Source organism: Thiothrix eikelboomii (genome assembly GCF_900167255.1).
Taxonomy (GTDB): Bacteria; Pseudomonadota; Gammaproteobacteria; order Thiotrichales; family Thiotrichaceae; genus Thiolinea; species Thiolinea eikelboomii.
On record NZ_FUYB01000002.1, the window covers coordinates 285517 to 301874 of the forward strand.

Here is a 16358-nt window from a genome sequence, read left to right on the forward strand (position 1 = left end):
CCTAGTCAATGAAAATTATCCATAAGCTTTCCTTGTTTTTAACAGCATCACCACAGCGTAACCGAGCAGCCCTAAACATAACAACTGAAATAAATTGAATGGTGGCAATACGATCGAATAAGGCTTGAGGAACTCCCAAATCAAACGCTGCCCTGCATACACCAACACAAAAACATAAAAACCTTGTGCTTGCCAAAATGCTGGATGCTTAGGGTAACCGATTAATAATACGCCAAGAAAAGCGAACATGACGAAGGTTTCATAGAGTTGCACCGGATGACGTTTCAGCCCATCCCCGAAATCGACACCCCAAGGCAGTTGAGTCTCAATACCATAAGTAAAGTCGTCTAAACCTGCGAAAAAGCAACCAATCCGCCCAACAGCAATTAAAACCACCAGACCGGGGACGAAATACAAGCCCGTGGATTGACGAATGCCAGCAAAATACTTGAAGATTTCCGCCGCGACAATCGCAGCAAATACTCCACCTAGCATACTTTTCGCCAGACCTGCCTGCCCAGACAACCTTAAATTCAAGGTACCCAATAACAGACTGCCCGCCACCAAACCCAGCAGGAGCACCAACAAATAATAATGATGTTGTGCTTCTTGGTTAATACCTCTTGGTCGTTCTAAGCCGTATTGGCGTCGAAACCAAATACTCATGAGCACACCGCTGATGAGTGCTAATAAATCAACAATCAGATGTAGGGTCATGCGGGTTTAGCCCGCAAAACGTAAGCCAAACTGCAGATCATCCAAGAGCAAACAACCACCAAAAGCCACTAGGGGAAGGCCTACTGCCGCCAATGCGATCCAGAGTAAAAGCTTCGAGAGCGGCAGGTCTTTACGTACAAAATGCCGTGCTGTTTTGAACAGCACGAAAATTTCTGCTAAGACCACCAAACCATTCCAAACACCCATTACTGGCGCATCGACAACCGTCGCCAGTAGAAAAAACCCAAATAGTAGCAAAACCAATAAACCAACTACCCATAACAGCCAGAATAGGAGGCTTAAGCCAATGGAATAGGTATTTTCAGACATAGCAATGGCTCGTGTTTGTAAAGTGCAAATATATTAAGGTATAGAGAGTGACAGTAGTTAGTCTATCATTCAGCTTCAAAAGGCTAATCTATACCTTTCAATAAGTTTTTTGAGATGTGGTAGCTATTCGCTGCCATCGCATCAATCACTTGAGCCGCATCATGAATGATCCCCCTTTGTTGCGCTTTCTTGAGCTTAATGCGCGCTCGATTTAGCCCAGAGATTAATCCCACCATCCTGAGCAATTTGGTCGATTTTTGCTAGTTGCTCTGGGCTAAACGCTAAATTATTCAGTGCCGCCACATTTTCTTCAATTTGCTGCACACTGCTGGCACCAATCAAAACTGAAGTCATCCGTGGGTCACGCAAAGCCCAAGCGAGCGCCATTTGTGCCAAAGACTGACCGCGCTCAGCCGCTACTTGATTCAAAGCGCGTACCATTGTTAAGTTTTTCTCACTTAAAAACTCCCCTAAAAATGAGCCTCCTTTACTGGCACGTGAAGCTTCCGGCACGCCCTTTAAATATTTATCACTGAGTAAACCCTGTGCTAACGGTGAGAAAGCAATACAACCCAAGCCTTCTTGCTGCAAGGTATCAAGCAAGGCTTCCTCAATCCAACGATTGAGCAGCGAATAAGAAGGCTGATGAATCAGGCAAGGTGTCCCCATTTGGCGTAGAATAGTGACGGCCTCCTGCGTTTTTGCTGGCGAATAGGAGGAAATCCCCACATATAAAGCTTTGCCTTGACGTACCGCACTATCTAAAGCCCCCATCGTTTCTTCTAAAGGGGTATCGGGGTCAAACCGATGTGAATAAAAAATATCGACATACTCCAAACCCATCCGCTGAAGACTTTGATCAAGGCTAGCGAGTAAGTATTTACGTGAACCCCACTGCCCATACGGCCCCGGCCACATGTCATACCCTGCTTTAGTGGAGATAATCAGCTCATCACGATAGGGACGAAAATCCTGAGTCATCAACTTGCCAAACGCCGCTTCGGCTGAACCGGGGGGTGGACCATAATTATTGGCCAAATCGAAATGGGTGATACCCAAATCAAACGAACGGCGCAACATCGCACGCCCTAATTCCAGCGGGCTACTGCCACCAAAGTTATGCCATAAACCTATCGAAATAGCCGGTAATTGCAAACCACTTCGCCCTGAACGGCGATAATGCATTGAATCATAACGACTTGAATCAGCTTGATAAACCATGACAACTCTCCTCTTAACTCACAGATACTTAAGCCTATTCTTAAACCTATTCATTAGGCAACCAACAGATACGAACAGCCTATCCTATTAATTAATTGGCCTATAGGATTGTAGGCTGTACCCAACCTTTTCCCAACTGGTGTATGCTTAACTCTAAGCACACTTATCGGAGGAGAGTCAAGTATGCATCCACTATTGGTCCGCCAACTTACGTTAGCAGCCCTCATTTTGGCTTGTACTTTACCTGTTTACGCCAAAGATACAGGTTATCTGTTTGTGAGTAGTGAAAAAGATAATCACATCACTGTCTTAGATGGCAAAACTTATGCCGTCGTCAAACGCATCGGTACAGCAGCACGCCCCCGTCATTTACAATTTAACCCCGACCACACCCAAATTTATGTCGCGGCAGGGGATGGTAAAGCGATTGATGTGATTGATGTCGCTAAATTGGAATTGGTTGATCGCATTGGTGAGATTGATGATCCCGAACTGTTTGATCTGAGCCCAGATGGCAAAACCCTGTATATTTCCTTAGAAGATGATGGAGCCTTGGGTATTCTCGATCTGGATGAGTATTTCGCTAAGCGTGAAGGCAAACCGGATTTAACCGTTGCGGAAGCAGCCCCCGAAGGTGACACCTCCGAGGCAGAAGATGATGCCGCCGACGATGATGAAAAAGAAGGCGAAGCCAAAGAAGGTGAGACTAAAGAGGGCGAATCTGAAGAGGATGAACAACTCCCCGGCATGACTACGGTTGAAGTCGGCGAAGAACCAGAAGGCATTCTAGTTAGCCCTGATGGTAAAATCGCCTATGTCACTTCAGAAGTGGCCAATACCGTCCATGTCGTCGATACCGCTAGCAAAGAAATTAAAGCGAATATTGTGGTCGGCAATCGCCCGCGTCGCTTTGCGCTTACTCCCGATCAAAAAGAATTATGGGTTTCGAATGAATTAAGTAGCTCCATCTCAATCCTCGACCCAGCTAGCCAGAAGCTCATAGAAACCATCACTTTCCTCCCACCCGGTTTTCGTGCTGAGGATGTGACTCCCGTGGGAATTACGCTTAGCAAAGATGGCAAAACCGCTATCGTCGCACTCGGACGCGCCAATCATGTAGCTTTTGTCGATGTGGCTAGCCGTAAAGTCACGCACTATGTATTAGTCGGCAAGCGGGCTTGGAATACGACTTTGAATAAGGATGATAGCCTACTCTTTGTGGTAAATGGTTTAAGTGATGATCTGTCGATCATTGATGTGGCCAGCCGTAAAGTTTTAAAGTCAGTGCCGATTGCACGGGTTCCGCATACGGTATTGATTGATGATTAGTCGGTTTTTAGTCAAAGTATTGTTAGTAAAACTGCTATTAGTGATCAGCTTAGTCTGGGCTCTGCCCAGCTATGCCGATGATTTCACCATTGGCTATTTACAATTGGAAAAAGACCCACGCTATAGCAAAAAGCAGAGTTTTGCCCGTTATTTGTTGGGTTCATTGGGTCGACCTTATGCAGGGGCTGAAGTCGCACTGAAAGAAAGTAAATTCCATGCTTCGGGTATCGGTGCGAGTTTTAAATTAGAGCAAGTCAAAGGCAAAGATACGGCGGCGCTGTTGGCGAGTTTAAAAACCATGAATGCTCAAGGTGTGCAGTTTTTCCTTTTGGATTTACCCGCCGATGCTATCAATGAACTCGCCACAGCGACCAAAGGGCAAAGCTTAGTATTGTTTAATGTTTCCGCACGAGAAGACCGCTTACGTCAAGCGCAATGTCAGGCACATTTATTTCATACCATCCCCAACTATGCGATGCTGACCGATGCTTTGGCACAATATTTAGTTTTTCGTAAGTGGAAAGAGATTTTGGTATTAAGTGGCCAACAACCCGATGACTTAGAACTTAACCAAGCCTTTAAGCGCTCCGCTAAACGTTATGGTTTAGACATTGACGCAGACCGACCCTTTGCACTCGGGAATGACCCACGTCAGCGTGACCAAAACAATACGAGCCTACTGACGGCTAATGCGGATTATGATGTGATCTTTGTGGCTGATACCAAGGGTGAGTTTGCACGTAGCCTGCCCTATGCCAGTGTGAAGCCACAGCTAGTGGTCGGTGCTGAAGGCTTAGCTCCAGTTGCTTGGCATTGGGCATGGGAGCGACATGGTGCACCCCAGCTGGAAAACCGCTTTGAAGCACAAGCTGATCGCCCAATGCGAGATGCTGATTGGGCCGCATGGATGGCGGTGAAAGCAATAGCGGAAGCAGTACAACGCACCCAAAGTCGCGATTTTGCAGTACTCAGCAAACATTTGCAGAGTGAGGAATTAGTCTTGGATGGTTTTAAAGGTAATCGCCTCAATTTTCGTCCTTGGGATCATCAATTACGTCAACCACTCTTGTTGGCTACCCATAATTGGGTGGTAGAACGTGCGCCACTCGAAGGTTTTCTGCATCAGCTTAATAACCTAGATGCACTGGGCTTTGATCAACCCGAAACTCAATGTAAGTTTTAGGAGAGCCGCTATGGCAACACGGCATTGGCCTGCCTTAGTGGCTATCTGTCAACGTGAAACCATCAAGTTCTGGCATCAACGCGGCCGTTTGTTGTCCGCGTTAGTGCGCCCTGCACTGTGGTTAGTCGTATTCGCCGCCGGTTTCCAGAATATTTTCGGTGTTTCCATTATTCCGCCTTATGAAACCTATATTGAATACCAAGTCTATGTCGTACCCGGCTTATTGGGCATGGTCTTACTATTCAATGGTATGCAGTCGTCTTTAGCGATGGTGTATGACCGTGAAATGGGCTTAATGCGCTTATTACTGACTGCACCGCAACCGCGTTGGTTTTTACTATTTAGCAAATTAGTGGCAGGTACTTTATTGTCGATACTCCAAGCCTATGCTTTTTTAGCTTTATGTGCGCTCTTTCAAGTAGACCTTCCGTGGTTAGGCTGGGTCTTCGTCTTGCCCGCTTTAACCCTAGCGGGCTTAATGCTTGGCGCTTTAGGCTTATTGCTATCGGTGTCGATTCGTCAGCTTGAGAATTTTGCAGGCACGATGAATTTTGTGATTTTCCCGATGTTTTTTATCTCTACCGCCTTGTATCCCTTATGGAAGCTGCAAGAGTCGGGGGCGACTTGGCTTTATTATTTAGCGAGTTTCAACCCCTTTACCCATGCGGTTGAAATGATCCGGTTTGCCCTTTACGGCCAATTAAATCTCCTCTCCTCTTTGGTCGTATTGGGCGCTTTAGGTATTTTTTTCCTACTTGCTGTTTGGGGCTATGACCCGCAGCGAGGTTTAATTCAACGCACTCGTCAGGCTTAAGCGGTGTATTTCTATGAACTATTTACGCATATTGTCCCTGAGCTTAGCGCTCATCCTAGTTCCAAGCCTTGCCCAAGCTTTAGATAAAGTCCGGGTTGGCGTATTGGAATTTGGCACTGTCAATTGGGAACTGGATGTCATGCAAGCGCATCAGCTGGCTGAAGCCAATGGCTTTGAATTAGAAGTCGTACCGGTGGCTTCTGGCGATGCTGCCACCGTCGCCTTACTCGGTGACGCAGTGGATGTCATCGTCACTGATTGGATTTGGGTGGCACAGCAACGGGCGGCTGGGCAAAATTATCTACTCTTCCCCTATTCCACCTCAGTCGGCAGTTTACTGGCTAGCCCTAGTGCAAAGATCCAAACTTTAGCCGATTTAAAAGGTAAAAAATTAGGCGTTGCAGGCGGGGCTAAGGACAAAAGTTGGTTGCTGTTGCGGGCTTATGCTCAGCAAACGGCTCAGATTGATTTGGCTAAGCAAGCTGAAATCCAATACGGTGCACCCCCTTTATTAAATGAAGTCATGCAAAAAGGCGAATTGGATGCCGTCTTAAACTTTTGGAATTTTGCGGCGCGCTTACAAGATCAAGGCCTAGCAACGGTCATTACGGTGCCGCAAATCTTGGAGGGTTTAGGGATTCAAAAAGACTTGCCGATGATTGGCTGGGTGTTTAGTGAAACTTGGGCAAAAGAACATGAAGCTGCCATTCAAGGTTTCCTAAGGGCTTCCTATGCAGCCAAGAAACTCATGCAAACCAGTGATGAAGAGTGGGTACGCATTCGCCCTCGCCTAAAGGCGGATAAAGACAGCGTATTCTTTGCATTACGTGACGCCTTCCGTGCAGGAATTCCTGCTTGCTTTGGGGAAAAGCAGCAAGCGGCCGCTGGTCAAACCTTTAAACTATTAAGTGAATTAGGCGGTAAAGATTTAGTCGGCGACTTAACTGAATTACCCCAAGGGGTGTTTTATTCAGGCTTTAGCTTGCCACCCTGCCCCTAAGTTATGAAGGTTTGGTGGCGACCGCGTGTATTGGTACTGATCAGTTGTGTGCTGATCTGGCAATTACTCGCGTGGTCACTGCAAAGTCGTTATCTTCCTACACCTAGTGCGGTTTTAGTGACCCTGTGGCAGCAATGGCTAACGGGTGATTTACTGTATCATTTAAGCGCTACCCTAGGGCGAGTACTGGCTAGTTTCAGTCTGGCCATGCTGATTGGTGTGGGGATAGGCATCTTGATGGGAAGTCGTCAACGCTGGAATGAATGGCTGGATACTTTAGTGATTATTGGCCTGAATATTCCTGCACTGGTGACTATTATTCTCTGCTATATCTGGCTTGGTTTGGGAGAAACAGCAGCGATTATTGCGGTCGCCATCAATAAAATCCCCATGGTGATTGTGACCTTGCGTGAAGGCGCACGCGCAGTGGATAAAGATTTATTACAAGTCGCTCAAGTCTATCGCTTATCTTTTAGCCAAAGTTTTTGGCGGGTCTACTGGCCTCAACTTTATCCTTATTTATTTGCCGCCGCTCGGAATGGTTTAGCCTTGATTTGGAAAATTGTCTTAGTTGTAGAATTATTGGGGCGCAGTAATGGGGTGGGTTTTCAGTTAGGTAATTATTTTCACTATTTTGATATTAAAGGAATTTTAGCTTATACCTTTGCTTTTGTAGCGTTAATTCTCCTCCTTGAAACCCTCGTCTTGCGCCCCCTTGAACAGCGCTTAAATCGGTGGCGTGAGTGAGTATCTTAACCGTTGACCTGCAAGATAAAACCTTTGCGAATGGCCTACAAGCGATTCGTGAGCTGTCGTTTACGGTGCAATCGGGTGAATTTGTAGCTTTAGTCGGCCCTTCAGGTACAGGCAAAACCACGGTGCTGAATATGATTGCGGGCTTAGAAACGGAGTTTGTCGGTGCCATTCAAGCCCCGCGTGAGGCTTTGAGTTATATGTTTCAAGAGCCGCGTTTAATGCCGTGGCTGACGGTAGAAAATAATATTCGCTTGGTACTCGATGCGCCCTGTTTGCAAATAGACTCTCAGCGCTTTGCGCGGATGGAAACCCTGTTGCAGCAATTGGGTTTAACCGAGTTTCGGGGTGCTTTTCCTAAGCAATTATCCGGTGGTTTAAAGCGGCGTGTCGCGTTGGCACGTGCGTTTGTGACTCAACCCCAATTATTATTAATGGATGAACCTTTTCAATCCCTAGATGAACCGACCGCCCAAGATTTGCGCCAAATACTCCTCCAATTATGGGCAGATACCCGCCCAACCGTCGTATTTGTCACCCATAGCTTGAATGAAGCTTTGCAATTAGCGGATCGAATTTTATTTTTATCAGCACGCCCTGCTCAGATAGTTTTGGATTATTCTGTCCCCTTGGCTCGGCCCCGCTCAATGGTGACTAGTGATCTACAGGCCTTACACAGTCAATTATTGCAACAGTATCCACAGCTGCTGTCTGGCTCTTTGAAGGAAATATAAGGAAATAGCATGTCCATACTCAGCGTGCAATCGGTTAGCAAATCCTATGGTAGTGTCGCTGCTCTGCAAGCAGTCAGCTTTAACTTAGCGGCAGGTTTTTATGCTCTGTTAGGTCCAAATGGGGCGGGTAAAAGCACTTTGTTTCAAGTGCTGACTGGTTTATTTGCCCCTGATCAAGGCGAGATCGTCTTAAATGGCCTGAATATCAAACACAATTTACCGGCTGCTTTAGCTCAAATGGGCGTAGTTTTTCAGCAGCCTGCCCTCGATTTAGATTTAAGTGTACAAACTAACTTAAATTTTCATGGCAAATTGCATGGCCTATCTAACTCCAACATTAAAGCGCGTAGCCAAGCCGTTTTAGCACAATTAGCCTTAACTGAGCTGGCTAACCAAACCTGTCGTCGTTTAAGTGGAGGTAATCGGCGTAAAGTTGAATTAGCTCGCGCTTTAATGACCGAGCCACAACTGTTATTAATGGATGAAGCGACCGTGGGTCTTGATCCGGCCTCCCGTGCGAGTTTATTAACTTATGTTCATCAACTGTGTGACCAACAAAAGCTCTGCGTCTTATGGGCAACGCATTTAATCGACGAAGCTGAAAACGCGCAGCAAGTCTTGGTTTTGCATAAAGGTAAACTACTCGCTCAAGCCAGCCCTGCTCAACTCATCGCCCAAACAGCTACCAGCAGTTTATTAGAGGCTTTCTTCCAACTCTCGGGGGAAACACCTGGAGTGGAGGCAAAGCTGGCACGCTTATGAGCCACCTCAACCTCGACCAAGGCCATTGCTTGTACTATGCCGAATTCGGCTATCCCCAAGGTATACCGCTATTGTTCATTCACGGTGGTCCCGGCTCTGGCTGTCAGCCCGCCCATACCGCCTATTTATACCCTGAAGGTTTTCGTATTATCCAACTCGATCAGCGCGGTTGTGGACAATCCACTCCGTTAGGCAGCCTTGCAGCGAATACCACTGCTGATTTAATCGCCGATATGGAGTCCTTACGCCAACACCTTCAGATTAAGCATTGGGTGCTGTATGGTGGCTCATGGGGTACGGTCTTGGCCTTAGAATATGCCAAGCAGTTTCCTGAGCAAGTTTTGGGAGTTTTATTGCGCGGAGTATTTCTAGCTCGACATGAAGATTGGGCTTGGTTTGCCCTGTCCGAAGGGGTTGCTCAACAGTTCCCACTCGCCTATCAGGATTTATTACAGGCCTTGCAGCTGCCTTATGGTGCTGATCCTGCCCCTCGTTTGAATACCTTAATGCAAGCCGACACTGAAACCGCCTATCACACGGCTTTGGCTTGGGATCGCTGGGAATCGACGGTGATGGGTATAGGTGAACCTAGCTTTAACCCTGACCGCAACACTTGGGCTACCCGTATTGCCCGCAATCGGATTTATGCCCATTACGCAGCCAACCAATTTTTTTTACCCGAGCAAGGAGTATTAACTCAATTAGAGCAGTTAGCACAGTTACCGATCTATGCGGTGCATGGTCGAAACGATCCAGTTTGCCAGTTGGCAGCCGCCAAATTATTAGAAAACGCTCTACCACAGTATCAATTATTGGAGGTCGCAGCTGGGCATGGGATGCATGAACTGGAGTTACAGCGAGGTTTGCAGCAGATAACACAGGAGTTATATCTTAAGCTGAGCAAACCTAGCAGCCAATGCAGACTATCTTCGAATAATCTACCGTAAAATCAACGCACCTCGTTAACCCTGATCCCCCAACCAATAAGCACGCCGTAAATCCGCTGGCAATTCAACCACATCACAGGGGCCACGATATTGCTCAGGGACGTTCTCAGGGCATTGACCACATAACTGATTACCTGGCACAGCAAAATCAATCTTACGGGGATAAGGTAATTTTAAGCCCTGCATAATTGCGACAAACTCGGCTTCAGTTTTGTCATTACCTAAGCGAGGATTCCGATTTTTCTCTTGGCGAATCGTGGTTAATTGGCGACCCTCATAATCATGCGCTGGATACACTAAAGTTTCATCGGGAAGACTAAAAAATTTCTCAGTCACACTCCGATATAAAGCATGGGCATCACCTGACTGAAAATCAGTACGCCCACAGGCCTCAATCAACAGCGCATCGCCAGAAAATAATACGGGCTGCATGCCATTATCCAATAAATAAGCATGATGGGTACTCGTATGACCCGGCGTAAACAAAGGATGTAAAACGATCTGCCCGAGTTGAAACGGAATACCCTCCTGTACACCTAGATCGGCACAGGGCAAATTATCGAGCGCTGGTACAGCAATTTTGCAACCTGTAAACGCCTGCAGCTTTTTACTACCGGTTAAATGATCTGCATGGATATGAGTTTCTAGGGTATAAGCTAAGCTCAAGCCTAAGTCTTGTAAAATGCGCAAATCGCGCTCAAGCGTATCAATCACCGGATCTATCAAGACCGCTTGCCCAGTAGCTTCGCAAGCTAATAAATAGGTATAAGTACTCGAATCTTTTTCAAATAATTGGCGAAATATCATGTTTGCTCCCTTTGACATTCTCCCTTCACTAAAGATAGGTTATCTGCATCACCTTCTGCAAGCTCGCTTTTGACCCAAACTCAGTATGAACCTAATTCTCTACTTGACCTTCTAAATTTCAAGACCTAATCAGTTACCGAGTGGTCTATTATTGGTATCCTAGTGACAACAACTGCGAGGAACTCCAAATGCGTCACTTATCTCTAACCACTTGCTTAGTTCTCTTGAGTGTTTCTACTGCTTCTGCCAATGATTCCACTGCAGCTTTTGGTGCAGGTGGTTTAGTTTTTACCCAGTCTGAACATATCGTGATGCAAACAGAAGATTTGTCGATCAGCCAAAAAAAAATTCGGGTAGCCAACCAATTCCATAACACCAGTGATCAAGCGATTACCACCCGAGTGGCCTTCCCTTTACCAGAAGCCTATCTGGATGCAGATGGTTCATCCTTCCCTTACACCGAAGATACCTTACCTAAAGATAAAAATATCCTAAACTTTTCAGTCCTGGTCGATGGCAAAAAACAAGCCTTTCAGAGTGAAGACAAAAAGGTCGTGGATCAAGAAAGCGGTGCGACCGGGCATAAAATCACTCACCACTGGATGCAAACCTTCCCTGCTAAAAAAACGATTAGCGTCGTCCATGAATATACTCCCGGCTTAGGTGGCGGTGTGGGTTATGGTCTGCAAAATGAAGACAGCGGCCTGTATTGCATTGATTCTGAACTCAAGCGTTGGATTCAAAAGCAACTCAAAGCTAAATATGATACGCCCACCACCACGATTAAATACATCCTCACTACGGGTGCGAATTGGAAAGGACCGATTGGCAAATTCAAATTAACTATTAAAAAATCGCATCCCCATGAAAAAATCAGTTTTTGTGGGACGGGTGTAAAAAAAATCGACGCTAGCACTTTCGTGATGGAAAAAACTAATTTCACCCCGACCAAGGACTTAAATATTATTTATTTTGGTAAACCCTATAAGCTCGGTGATTAAGTCAAGCCTGCTTAAACTTACCCTGCCCCACAGATAAGAAAACAAGGCTGGCTCATTAAAAATTTAACGAGCCGCCCCCTAAGCGATATTGCTTAAAATGCCAAGCGATTAAGATTCCAGCTGCAACCACATGACCTGATACGGCTTTAATGGCAGACCGTTGATCACTGAAATACGCTGCTGACTAATCAAGTCGAAGAGCGTTTCGGGTAAGGCTGATAAGGTTAATGCACTCACTGTGCTAGGTTGCTCACTAAAATTCGCCAATACTAAAACCCGCTCAGCTTCACCCCGCCAATAACCTAATACTGATGGCTGCTTAGTATTAAAACTCAGCAGCTGTGTACCGCCTAAGGCTGGGGTTTGTTTACGAATCTGGATTAAATCGGTGAGGCGTTTAAAGACTTGTCCGGCATCGGTCGCTAAATCATGACGGGCTGCATAACGCTCTAAATCAGCGGGTGGGCGATGCACCCAACGAGAGTCATTGGCTTTGTGTGGATCAGCGCTAAAACTATAATCATTTAAACTACCGACTTCATCGCCCAGATAAATCAAGGGCAAACCACCAGAGCTTAAAGCCACACTATGCAAGAGCATAATCCGATCAATCGCTAAAGGATCATGCTGCTCTAAACCGACCAACGATGCACACATACCACTAATCCGACAATCGCCAGTCTGTGGGTTATCTTGGAAAGGCACACCGCGTGCAAAGCTACCCGCAAACCGATTCACATAGAATTGATTCAGGAACTGGCGATGATGGAAACCATTAATCCCAAACTCTGCTGCATCTTCATCGGCGAAAGTCCAGCCAATATCATCATGGCAACGCACATAATTCACCCAAGCGGTTTGGGCAGGCAGATTATGACGACGCTCCAAAGCCTGTTGCAAAAGATTCACTTCACGGGTGGCGAGTGAATTCCACAGTAGCGCCATTTGCAACGGGTTATAGGACAATTGACATTCATTCGGTGCGATGTATTGCACGACTTTATCAGGGTGAACAATCGCCTCGGATTTAAACAATAAACTCGGTGCAGCAATCCGTGCCACGGCGTTAAAAGCTCGAATCAGAGCATGGGCTTGCGGTAGATTTTCACAATCTGTGCCAAGTTGCTTCCAGATAAAAGCGACCGCATCCATCCGCAAAATATCCACCCCGAGATTAGCAATAAACAGCATTTCCTCAGCCATCGCGGTGAAGGTGGCCGGGTTGCTATAATTCAGATCCCACTGAAAACTATTAAAGGTTGTCCACACCCAGCGCCCGTCAGCTAACTGCGAAAAAGCGCCGGGATGTTGATCAGGGAAAATTTCGCGTACCGTCTGATCATAAGCATCAGGCATACGCCGATCTGGGAAGAAATAATAGAAATCCTGATAGTTTGGATTCCCTTTCACGGCTTCCTGCGCCCAATGGTGCTCGTTAGAAGTGTGATTAAAAATAAAATCCACCACTAAGGTAATGCCTGCTGCCTTCAATGCAGCGGCCACTGCCTGCAAATCGTCAATCGTACCCAGTGCGGGGTTGACCTCACGATAACTACTCACGGCATAGCCCCCATCACTTTGCCCTTCTGGGCATTTAAACAGCGGCATCAGATGCAGATAAGTTAAACCTAGCTCTTGAAAATAAGGAATTTTTTGAATAATTCCTTGTAGATTACCCGCGAATAAATCGACATAGCACACCCCGCCCACCATTTGTTCTGAGCTAAACCAATCAGGGTGCTGCTCATGTTCAGTATCTTGTGCTTTTAACGCAGCGGAGCGTGCCTGCCAACTGTGATAAGCCGCTGTTAATAGCGCTTTGAGAAAACTCAGAAAATCATCCCGCTCACCATACACCGAACTCAACTCTAAGGTGAGCGCAGGAAGGTAACGCTGCAAACGCCGCTCGAAGGCAAGCCAATCGCCCTCATTCGCCGGATCGGTTAGTACAATCTCTTGATACACTTGACTGATTAAAAGTTGGGTCTGTTGTTGTTCATTGAGCATAGTGATCCTCTCCTGTATTTAGTACATTAAAGCACGAGATTTTCAGTTCGCCAATCCTTATCAGGCCTAGACCCTAAGCGCTTTGGATAATTTTTTTTAGCTAACCCAATAATCCTACAGTGAAGACCGATTAAACATCCTTAATCTGCCTATCCGGCAGTGAACCTAAGCGCTTTAGCGGCGTAGCTTACGCTGGCGTTTCTAAGCTGCCTATCCGGCAGTGAACCGGAAAACAAATACTCACCGACGTGCTGCAATTTTCTAAGCTGCCTATCCGGCAGTGAACATGCAACTCTTTTGTCGGAACGGAGTCGGAATTTTCTAAGCTGCCTATCCGGCAGTGAACTTAGACGACGCACATAAGAAGCAATCTGGCTATTTCTAAGCTGCCTATCCGGCAGTGAACACTCATCGAGAAAAATAGCTTATGAGTCAAGGTTTCTAAGCTGCCTATCCGGCAGTGAACATTATCGTTTCAATGTAAAATTTAAGCCGCTATTTCTAAGCTGCCTATCCGGCAGTGAACCCCGACACTCGATAACCTAGAAATCGGGACATTTTCTAAGCTGCCTATCCGGCAGTGAACCTGACTCCAGTAACAAAGCGCAGCATCTAGCATTTCTAAGCTGCCTATCCGGCAGTGAACTATTTGCCAATGCGTCCACGACACCTTTGAATTTTCTAAGCTGCCTATCCGGCAGTGAACGGCTGGATATTACAGCAAGACGAGTCGGACCTTTTCTAAGCTGCCTATCCGGCAGTGAACGATTTGATCCAAGATCATCCAAGCCTATTCTTGTTTCTAAGCTGCCTATCCGGCAGTGAACCAGCCCAGTGAGAAGAATTTTATTTCTGTGTATTTCTAAGCTGCCTATCCGGCAGTGAACATTCCAAATCCATATTCACCCCTTCCCTTTCATTTCTAAGCTGCCTATCCGGCAGTGAACCATTGCCGGACAAGAAAATATTCTCGAAATCCTTTCTAAGCTGCCTATCCGGCAGTGAACTGGGCGGTTTTAAGAAACCTCCTTTATCAACTTTTCTAAGCTGCCTATCCGGCAGTGAACATAGTATCCATCATTGCAACGACTCCCGAACGTTTCTAAGCTGCCTATCCGGCAGTGAACGGAGCAGCGTAAACAGCACTTGTCGCCATATTTTTCTAAGCTGCCTATCCGGCAGTGAACCAGCTACTCAATTTAAACAGTTTGACTATGAATTTCTAAGCTGCCTATCCGGCAGTGAACGTAACGCTACCTGCGGGACTGAAGTCCGTCACTTTCTAAGCTGCCTATCCGGCAGTGAACTACTGATTGCGTACCACTGAAGCCGAATTGATTTTCTAAGCTGCCTATCCGGCAGTGAACTAAAAGCCGTTTAGACAGCTATAGAGGCTATTTTTCTAAGCTGCCTATCCGGCAGTGAACGTCACCGAAAACTGCTTTCGATTTCTAGGCGGTTTCTAAGCTGCCTATCCGGCAGTGAACGGCAACCCAGTCAACGTGCTGCCAAGGTGGGTTTTCTAAGCTGCCTATCCGGCAGTGAACTAAACGCTTCATTTATTGCAAGAATTTCGTCCTTTCTAAGCTGCCTATCCGGCAGTGAACATAATTGTCTTTCCTTGTTGGCTTTTTTTGTGTTTCTAAGCTGCCTATCCGGCAGTGAACAATAATGCACAAGACTATGGCGATGTGCCGTGTTTCTAAGCTGCCTATCCGGCAGTGAACTATTGCGCACGGTCACGGACTTGAGTCCGACATTTCTAAGCTGCCTATCCGGCAGTGAACTTTCTGCCGAACAATCCTGTTCTACTCTTTGTTTTCTAAGCTGCCTATCCGGCAGTGAACATTAGATTCACTGTATGGTCAGTTCGGGGATTTTTCTAAGCTGCCTATCCGGCAGTGAACGTGCGTTCTGAGGGATCGCTGCAATCGCAGCATTTCTAAGCTGCCTATCCGGCAGTGAACCCGCATTGTTGATATGTCTTAGCAGGCGTGGATTTCTAAGCTGCCTATCCGGCAGTGAACGTACTTCGTCTAGGATAGCCCGTACCACGTTATTTCTAAGCTGCCTATCCGGCAGTGAACTAGCGACTGTACAGGATGGACTTGCAGCACTGTTTCTAAGCTGCCTATCCGGCAGTGAACTTCCAAAGCGTCTTGCCACTGTCCTTTTCAAATTTCTAAGCTGCCTATCCGGCAGTGAACAGAGAGTATAAACTTTCTTTTTGCATACAATTTTTCTAAGCTGCCTATCCGGCAGTGAACACTGGCTTCCAGCGGTTTGTTAAAGGCTAGAATTTCTAAGCTGCCTATCCGGCAGTGAACAAGAAGAAGAAGAAGAGGAATTAAAAACAGGATTTCTAAGCTGCCTATCCGGCAGTGAACTGGCTTCAAGTCATTGACGACATGGTTTAAATTTTCTAAGCTGCCTATCCGGCAGTGAACAGCAAGCCAGCAGCGGCCAGCAAGCCAGCAGCTTTCTAAGCTGCCTATCCGGCAGTGAACGTTAACAGTGGTTGGCGCGGGCGTTGGATGTATTTCTAAGCTGCCTATCCGGCAGTGAACCGAAGTTTGCCGCGATCATCCAAGCCTATTCTTTTCTAAGCTGCCTATCCGGCAGTGAACAACCAGAATGACTTTGCGGTGTCCTTCGAAAATTTCTAAGCTGCCTATCCGGCAGTGAACGAAGCCCGCGAAGTGGCCTTCCAAGCGTTGGATTTCTAAGCTGCCTATCCGGCAGTGAACGCTGAG

At 46.6% G+C, this 16358-nt stretch carries 14 protein-coding genes and 1 CRISPR repeat array; of the genes, 9 read left to right on the plus strand and 5 right to left on the minus strand.

Annotation, left to right across the window (positions count from 1 at the left end):
- Window positions 1-15: 15 nt before the first annotated feature.
- The 3 genes from B5D50_RS03290 to mgrA all read right to left on the minus strand — a co-directional run bounded on the left by B5D50_RS03290 (window position 16) and on the right by mgrA (window position 2268).
- A complete protein-coding gene (locus B5D50_RS03290) occupies window positions 16-717 on the minus strand; it encodes a prolipoprotein diacylglyceryl transferase family protein (RefSeq protein WP_078921140.1) in 702 nt (233 codons plus the stop codon).
- Window positions 718-723: 6 nt separating this feature from the next.
- Window positions 724-1047 carry a hypothetical protein gene (locus B5D50_RS03295; protein WP_078921141.1) on the minus strand — a complete coding sequence of 108 codons (324 nt, stop codon included), beginning with the start codon at window positions 1045-1047 and terminating at the stop codon, window positions 724-726.
- 195 nt (window positions 1048-1242) lie between these two features.
- The gene (mgrA, locus tag B5D50_RS03300) at window positions 1243-2268 is read right to left on the minus strand and encodes an L-glyceraldehyde 3-phosphate reductase (protein ID WP_078921142.1); all 1026 of its coding nucleotides are present in this window, start codon (window positions 2266-2268) and stop codon (window positions 1243-1245) included.
- Window positions 2269-2451: 183 nt separating this feature from the next.
- Between mgrA and B5D50_RS03305 the strand changes: the two genes are divergently transcribed.
- Genes B5D50_RS03305 through B5D50_RS03340 form a run of 8 tightly spaced genes read left to right on the plus strand, consistent with a single transcriptional unit; the run spans window position 2452 to window position 9790 of the window.
- Entirely contained in the window at window positions 2452-3597 is a 1146-nt protein-coding gene (locus tag B5D50_RS03305; protein ID WP_078921143.1) for a beta-propeller fold lactonase family protein, read from the plus strand.
- Complete coding sequence (locus B5D50_RS03310; RefSeq protein ID WP_078921144.1) at window positions 3590-4780, plus strand: ABC transporter substrate-binding protein; 1191 nt, start codon at window positions 3590-3592, stop codon at window positions 4778-4780. The genes B5D50_RS03305 and B5D50_RS03310 overlap by 8 nt, the downstream gene beginning before the upstream one ends.
- Window positions 4781-4790: 10 nt before the next feature.
- The gene (locus B5D50_RS03315; protein WP_078921145.1) at window positions 4791-5594 is read left to right on the plus strand and encodes an ABC transporter permease; all 804 of its coding nucleotides are present in this window, start codon (window positions 4791-4793) and stop codon (window positions 5592-5594) included.
- Between the two features lie 13 nt (window positions 5595-5607).
- Complete coding sequence (locus B5D50_RS03320; RefSeq protein ID WP_078921146.1) at window positions 5608-6594, plus strand: ABC transporter substrate-binding protein; 987 nt, start codon at window positions 5608-5610, stop codon at window positions 6592-6594.
- Between the two features lie 3 nt (window positions 6595-6597).
- Window positions 6598-7341 (plus strand): ABC transporter permease, encoded by a 744-nt coding sequence (locus tag B5D50_RS03325; protein WP_078921147.1) that lies wholly within the window; start codon window positions 6598-6600, stop codon window positions 7339-7341.
- Window positions 7338-8081, plus strand: coding sequence for an ABC transporter ATP-binding protein (locus tag B5D50_RS03330; protein WP_078921148.1), 744 nt, complete (start codon window positions 7338-7340; stop codon window positions 8079-8081). The genes B5D50_RS03325 and B5D50_RS03330 overlap by 4 nt, the downstream gene beginning before the upstream one ends.
- A gap of 9 nt (window positions 8082-8090) precedes the next feature.
- Window positions 8091-8843 (plus strand): ATP-binding cassette domain-containing protein, encoded by a 753-nt coding sequence (locus tag B5D50_RS03335; RefSeq protein ID WP_078921149.1) that lies wholly within the window; start codon window positions 8091-8093, stop codon window positions 8841-8843.
- Window positions 8840-9790: an alpha/beta fold hydrolase gene (locus B5D50_RS03340; protein ID WP_078921150.1), complete on the plus strand. Its 951-nt coding sequence runs from the start codon at window positions 8840-8842 to the stop codon at window positions 9788-9790. The genes B5D50_RS03335 and B5D50_RS03340 overlap by 4 nt, the downstream gene beginning before the upstream one ends.
- 15 nt (window positions 9791-9805) lie before the next feature.
- On the opposite strand, the gene B5D50_RS03345 is transcribed toward B5D50_RS03340, so the two are convergent.
- Entirely contained in the window at window positions 9806-10597 is a 792-nt protein-coding gene (locus B5D50_RS03345; protein WP_078921151.1) for an MBL fold metallo-hydrolase, read from the minus strand.
- Between the two features lie 188 nt (window positions 10598-10785).
- Between B5D50_RS03345 and B5D50_RS03350 the strand changes: the two genes are divergently transcribed.
- Entirely contained in the window at window positions 10786-11598 is an 813-nt protein-coding gene (locus B5D50_RS03350; RefSeq protein ID WP_078921152.1) for a DUF4424 family protein, read from the plus strand.
- Between the two features lie 108 nt (window positions 11599-11706).
- Here B5D50_RS03350 and B5D50_RS03355 read toward each other — a convergent pair whose 3' ends face one another.
- Window positions 11707-13605: an alpha-amylase family glycosyl hydrolase gene (locus tag B5D50_RS03355; RefSeq protein WP_078921153.1), complete on the minus strand. Its 1899-nt coding sequence runs from the start codon at window positions 13603-13605 to the stop codon at window positions 11707-11709.
- Window positions 13606-13742: 137 nt separating this feature from the next.
- Window positions 13743-16352: direct repeats of the CRISPR family, unit length 28 nt; unit sequence TTTCTAAGCTGCCTATCCGGCAGTGAAC.
- Window positions 16353-16358 lie beyond the last annotated feature (6 nt).

Coding starts and splice junctions, on each gene's coding strand:
- B5D50_RS03290 (WP_078921140.1), bottom strand. CDS start 717: ATGACCCTACATCTGATTGTTGATTTATTAGCACTCATCAGCGGTGTG.
- B5D50_RS03295 (WP_078921141.1), bottom strand. CDS start 1,047: ATGTCTGAAAATACCTATTCCATTGGCTTAAGCCTCCTATTCTGGCTG.
- mgrA (WP_078921142.1), bottom strand. CDS start 2,268: ATGGTTTATCAAGCTGATTCAAGTCGTTATGATTCAATGCATTATCGC.
- B5D50_RS03305 (WP_078921143.1), top strand. CDS start 2,452: ATGCATCCACTATTGGTCCGCCAACTTACGTTAGCAGCCCTCATTTTG.
- B5D50_RS03310 (WP_078921144.1), top strand. CDS start 3,590: ATGATTAGTCGGTTTTTAGTCAAAGTATTGTTAGTAAAACTGCTATTA.
- B5D50_RS03315 (WP_078921145.1), top strand. CDS start 4,791: ATGGCAACACGGCATTGGCCTGCCTTAGTGGCTATCTGTCAACGTGAA.
- B5D50_RS03320 (WP_078921146.1), top strand. CDS start 5,608: ATGAACTATTTACGCATATTGTCCCTGAGCTTAGCGCTCATCCTAGTT.
- B5D50_RS03325 (WP_078921147.1), top strand. CDS start 6,598: ATGAAGGTTTGGTGGCGACCGCGTGTATTGGTACTGATCAGTTGTGTG.
- B5D50_RS03335 (WP_078921149.1), top strand. CDS start 8,091: ATGTCCATACTCAGCGTGCAATCGGTTAGCAAATCCTATGGTAGTGTC.
- B5D50_RS03340 (WP_078921150.1), top strand. CDS start 8,840: ATGAGCCACCTCAACCTCGACCAAGGCCATTGCTTGTACTATGCCGAA.
- B5D50_RS03345 (WP_078921151.1), bottom strand. CDS start 10,597: ATGATATTTCGCCAATTATTTGAAAAAGATTCGAGTACTTATACCTAT.
- B5D50_RS03350 (WP_078921152.1), top strand. CDS start 10,786: ATGCGTCACTTATCTCTAACCACTTGCTTAGTTCTCTTGAGTGTTTCT.
- B5D50_RS03355 (WP_078921153.1), bottom strand. CDS start 13,605: ATGCTCAATGAACAACAACAGACCCAACTTTTAATCAGTCAAGTGTAT.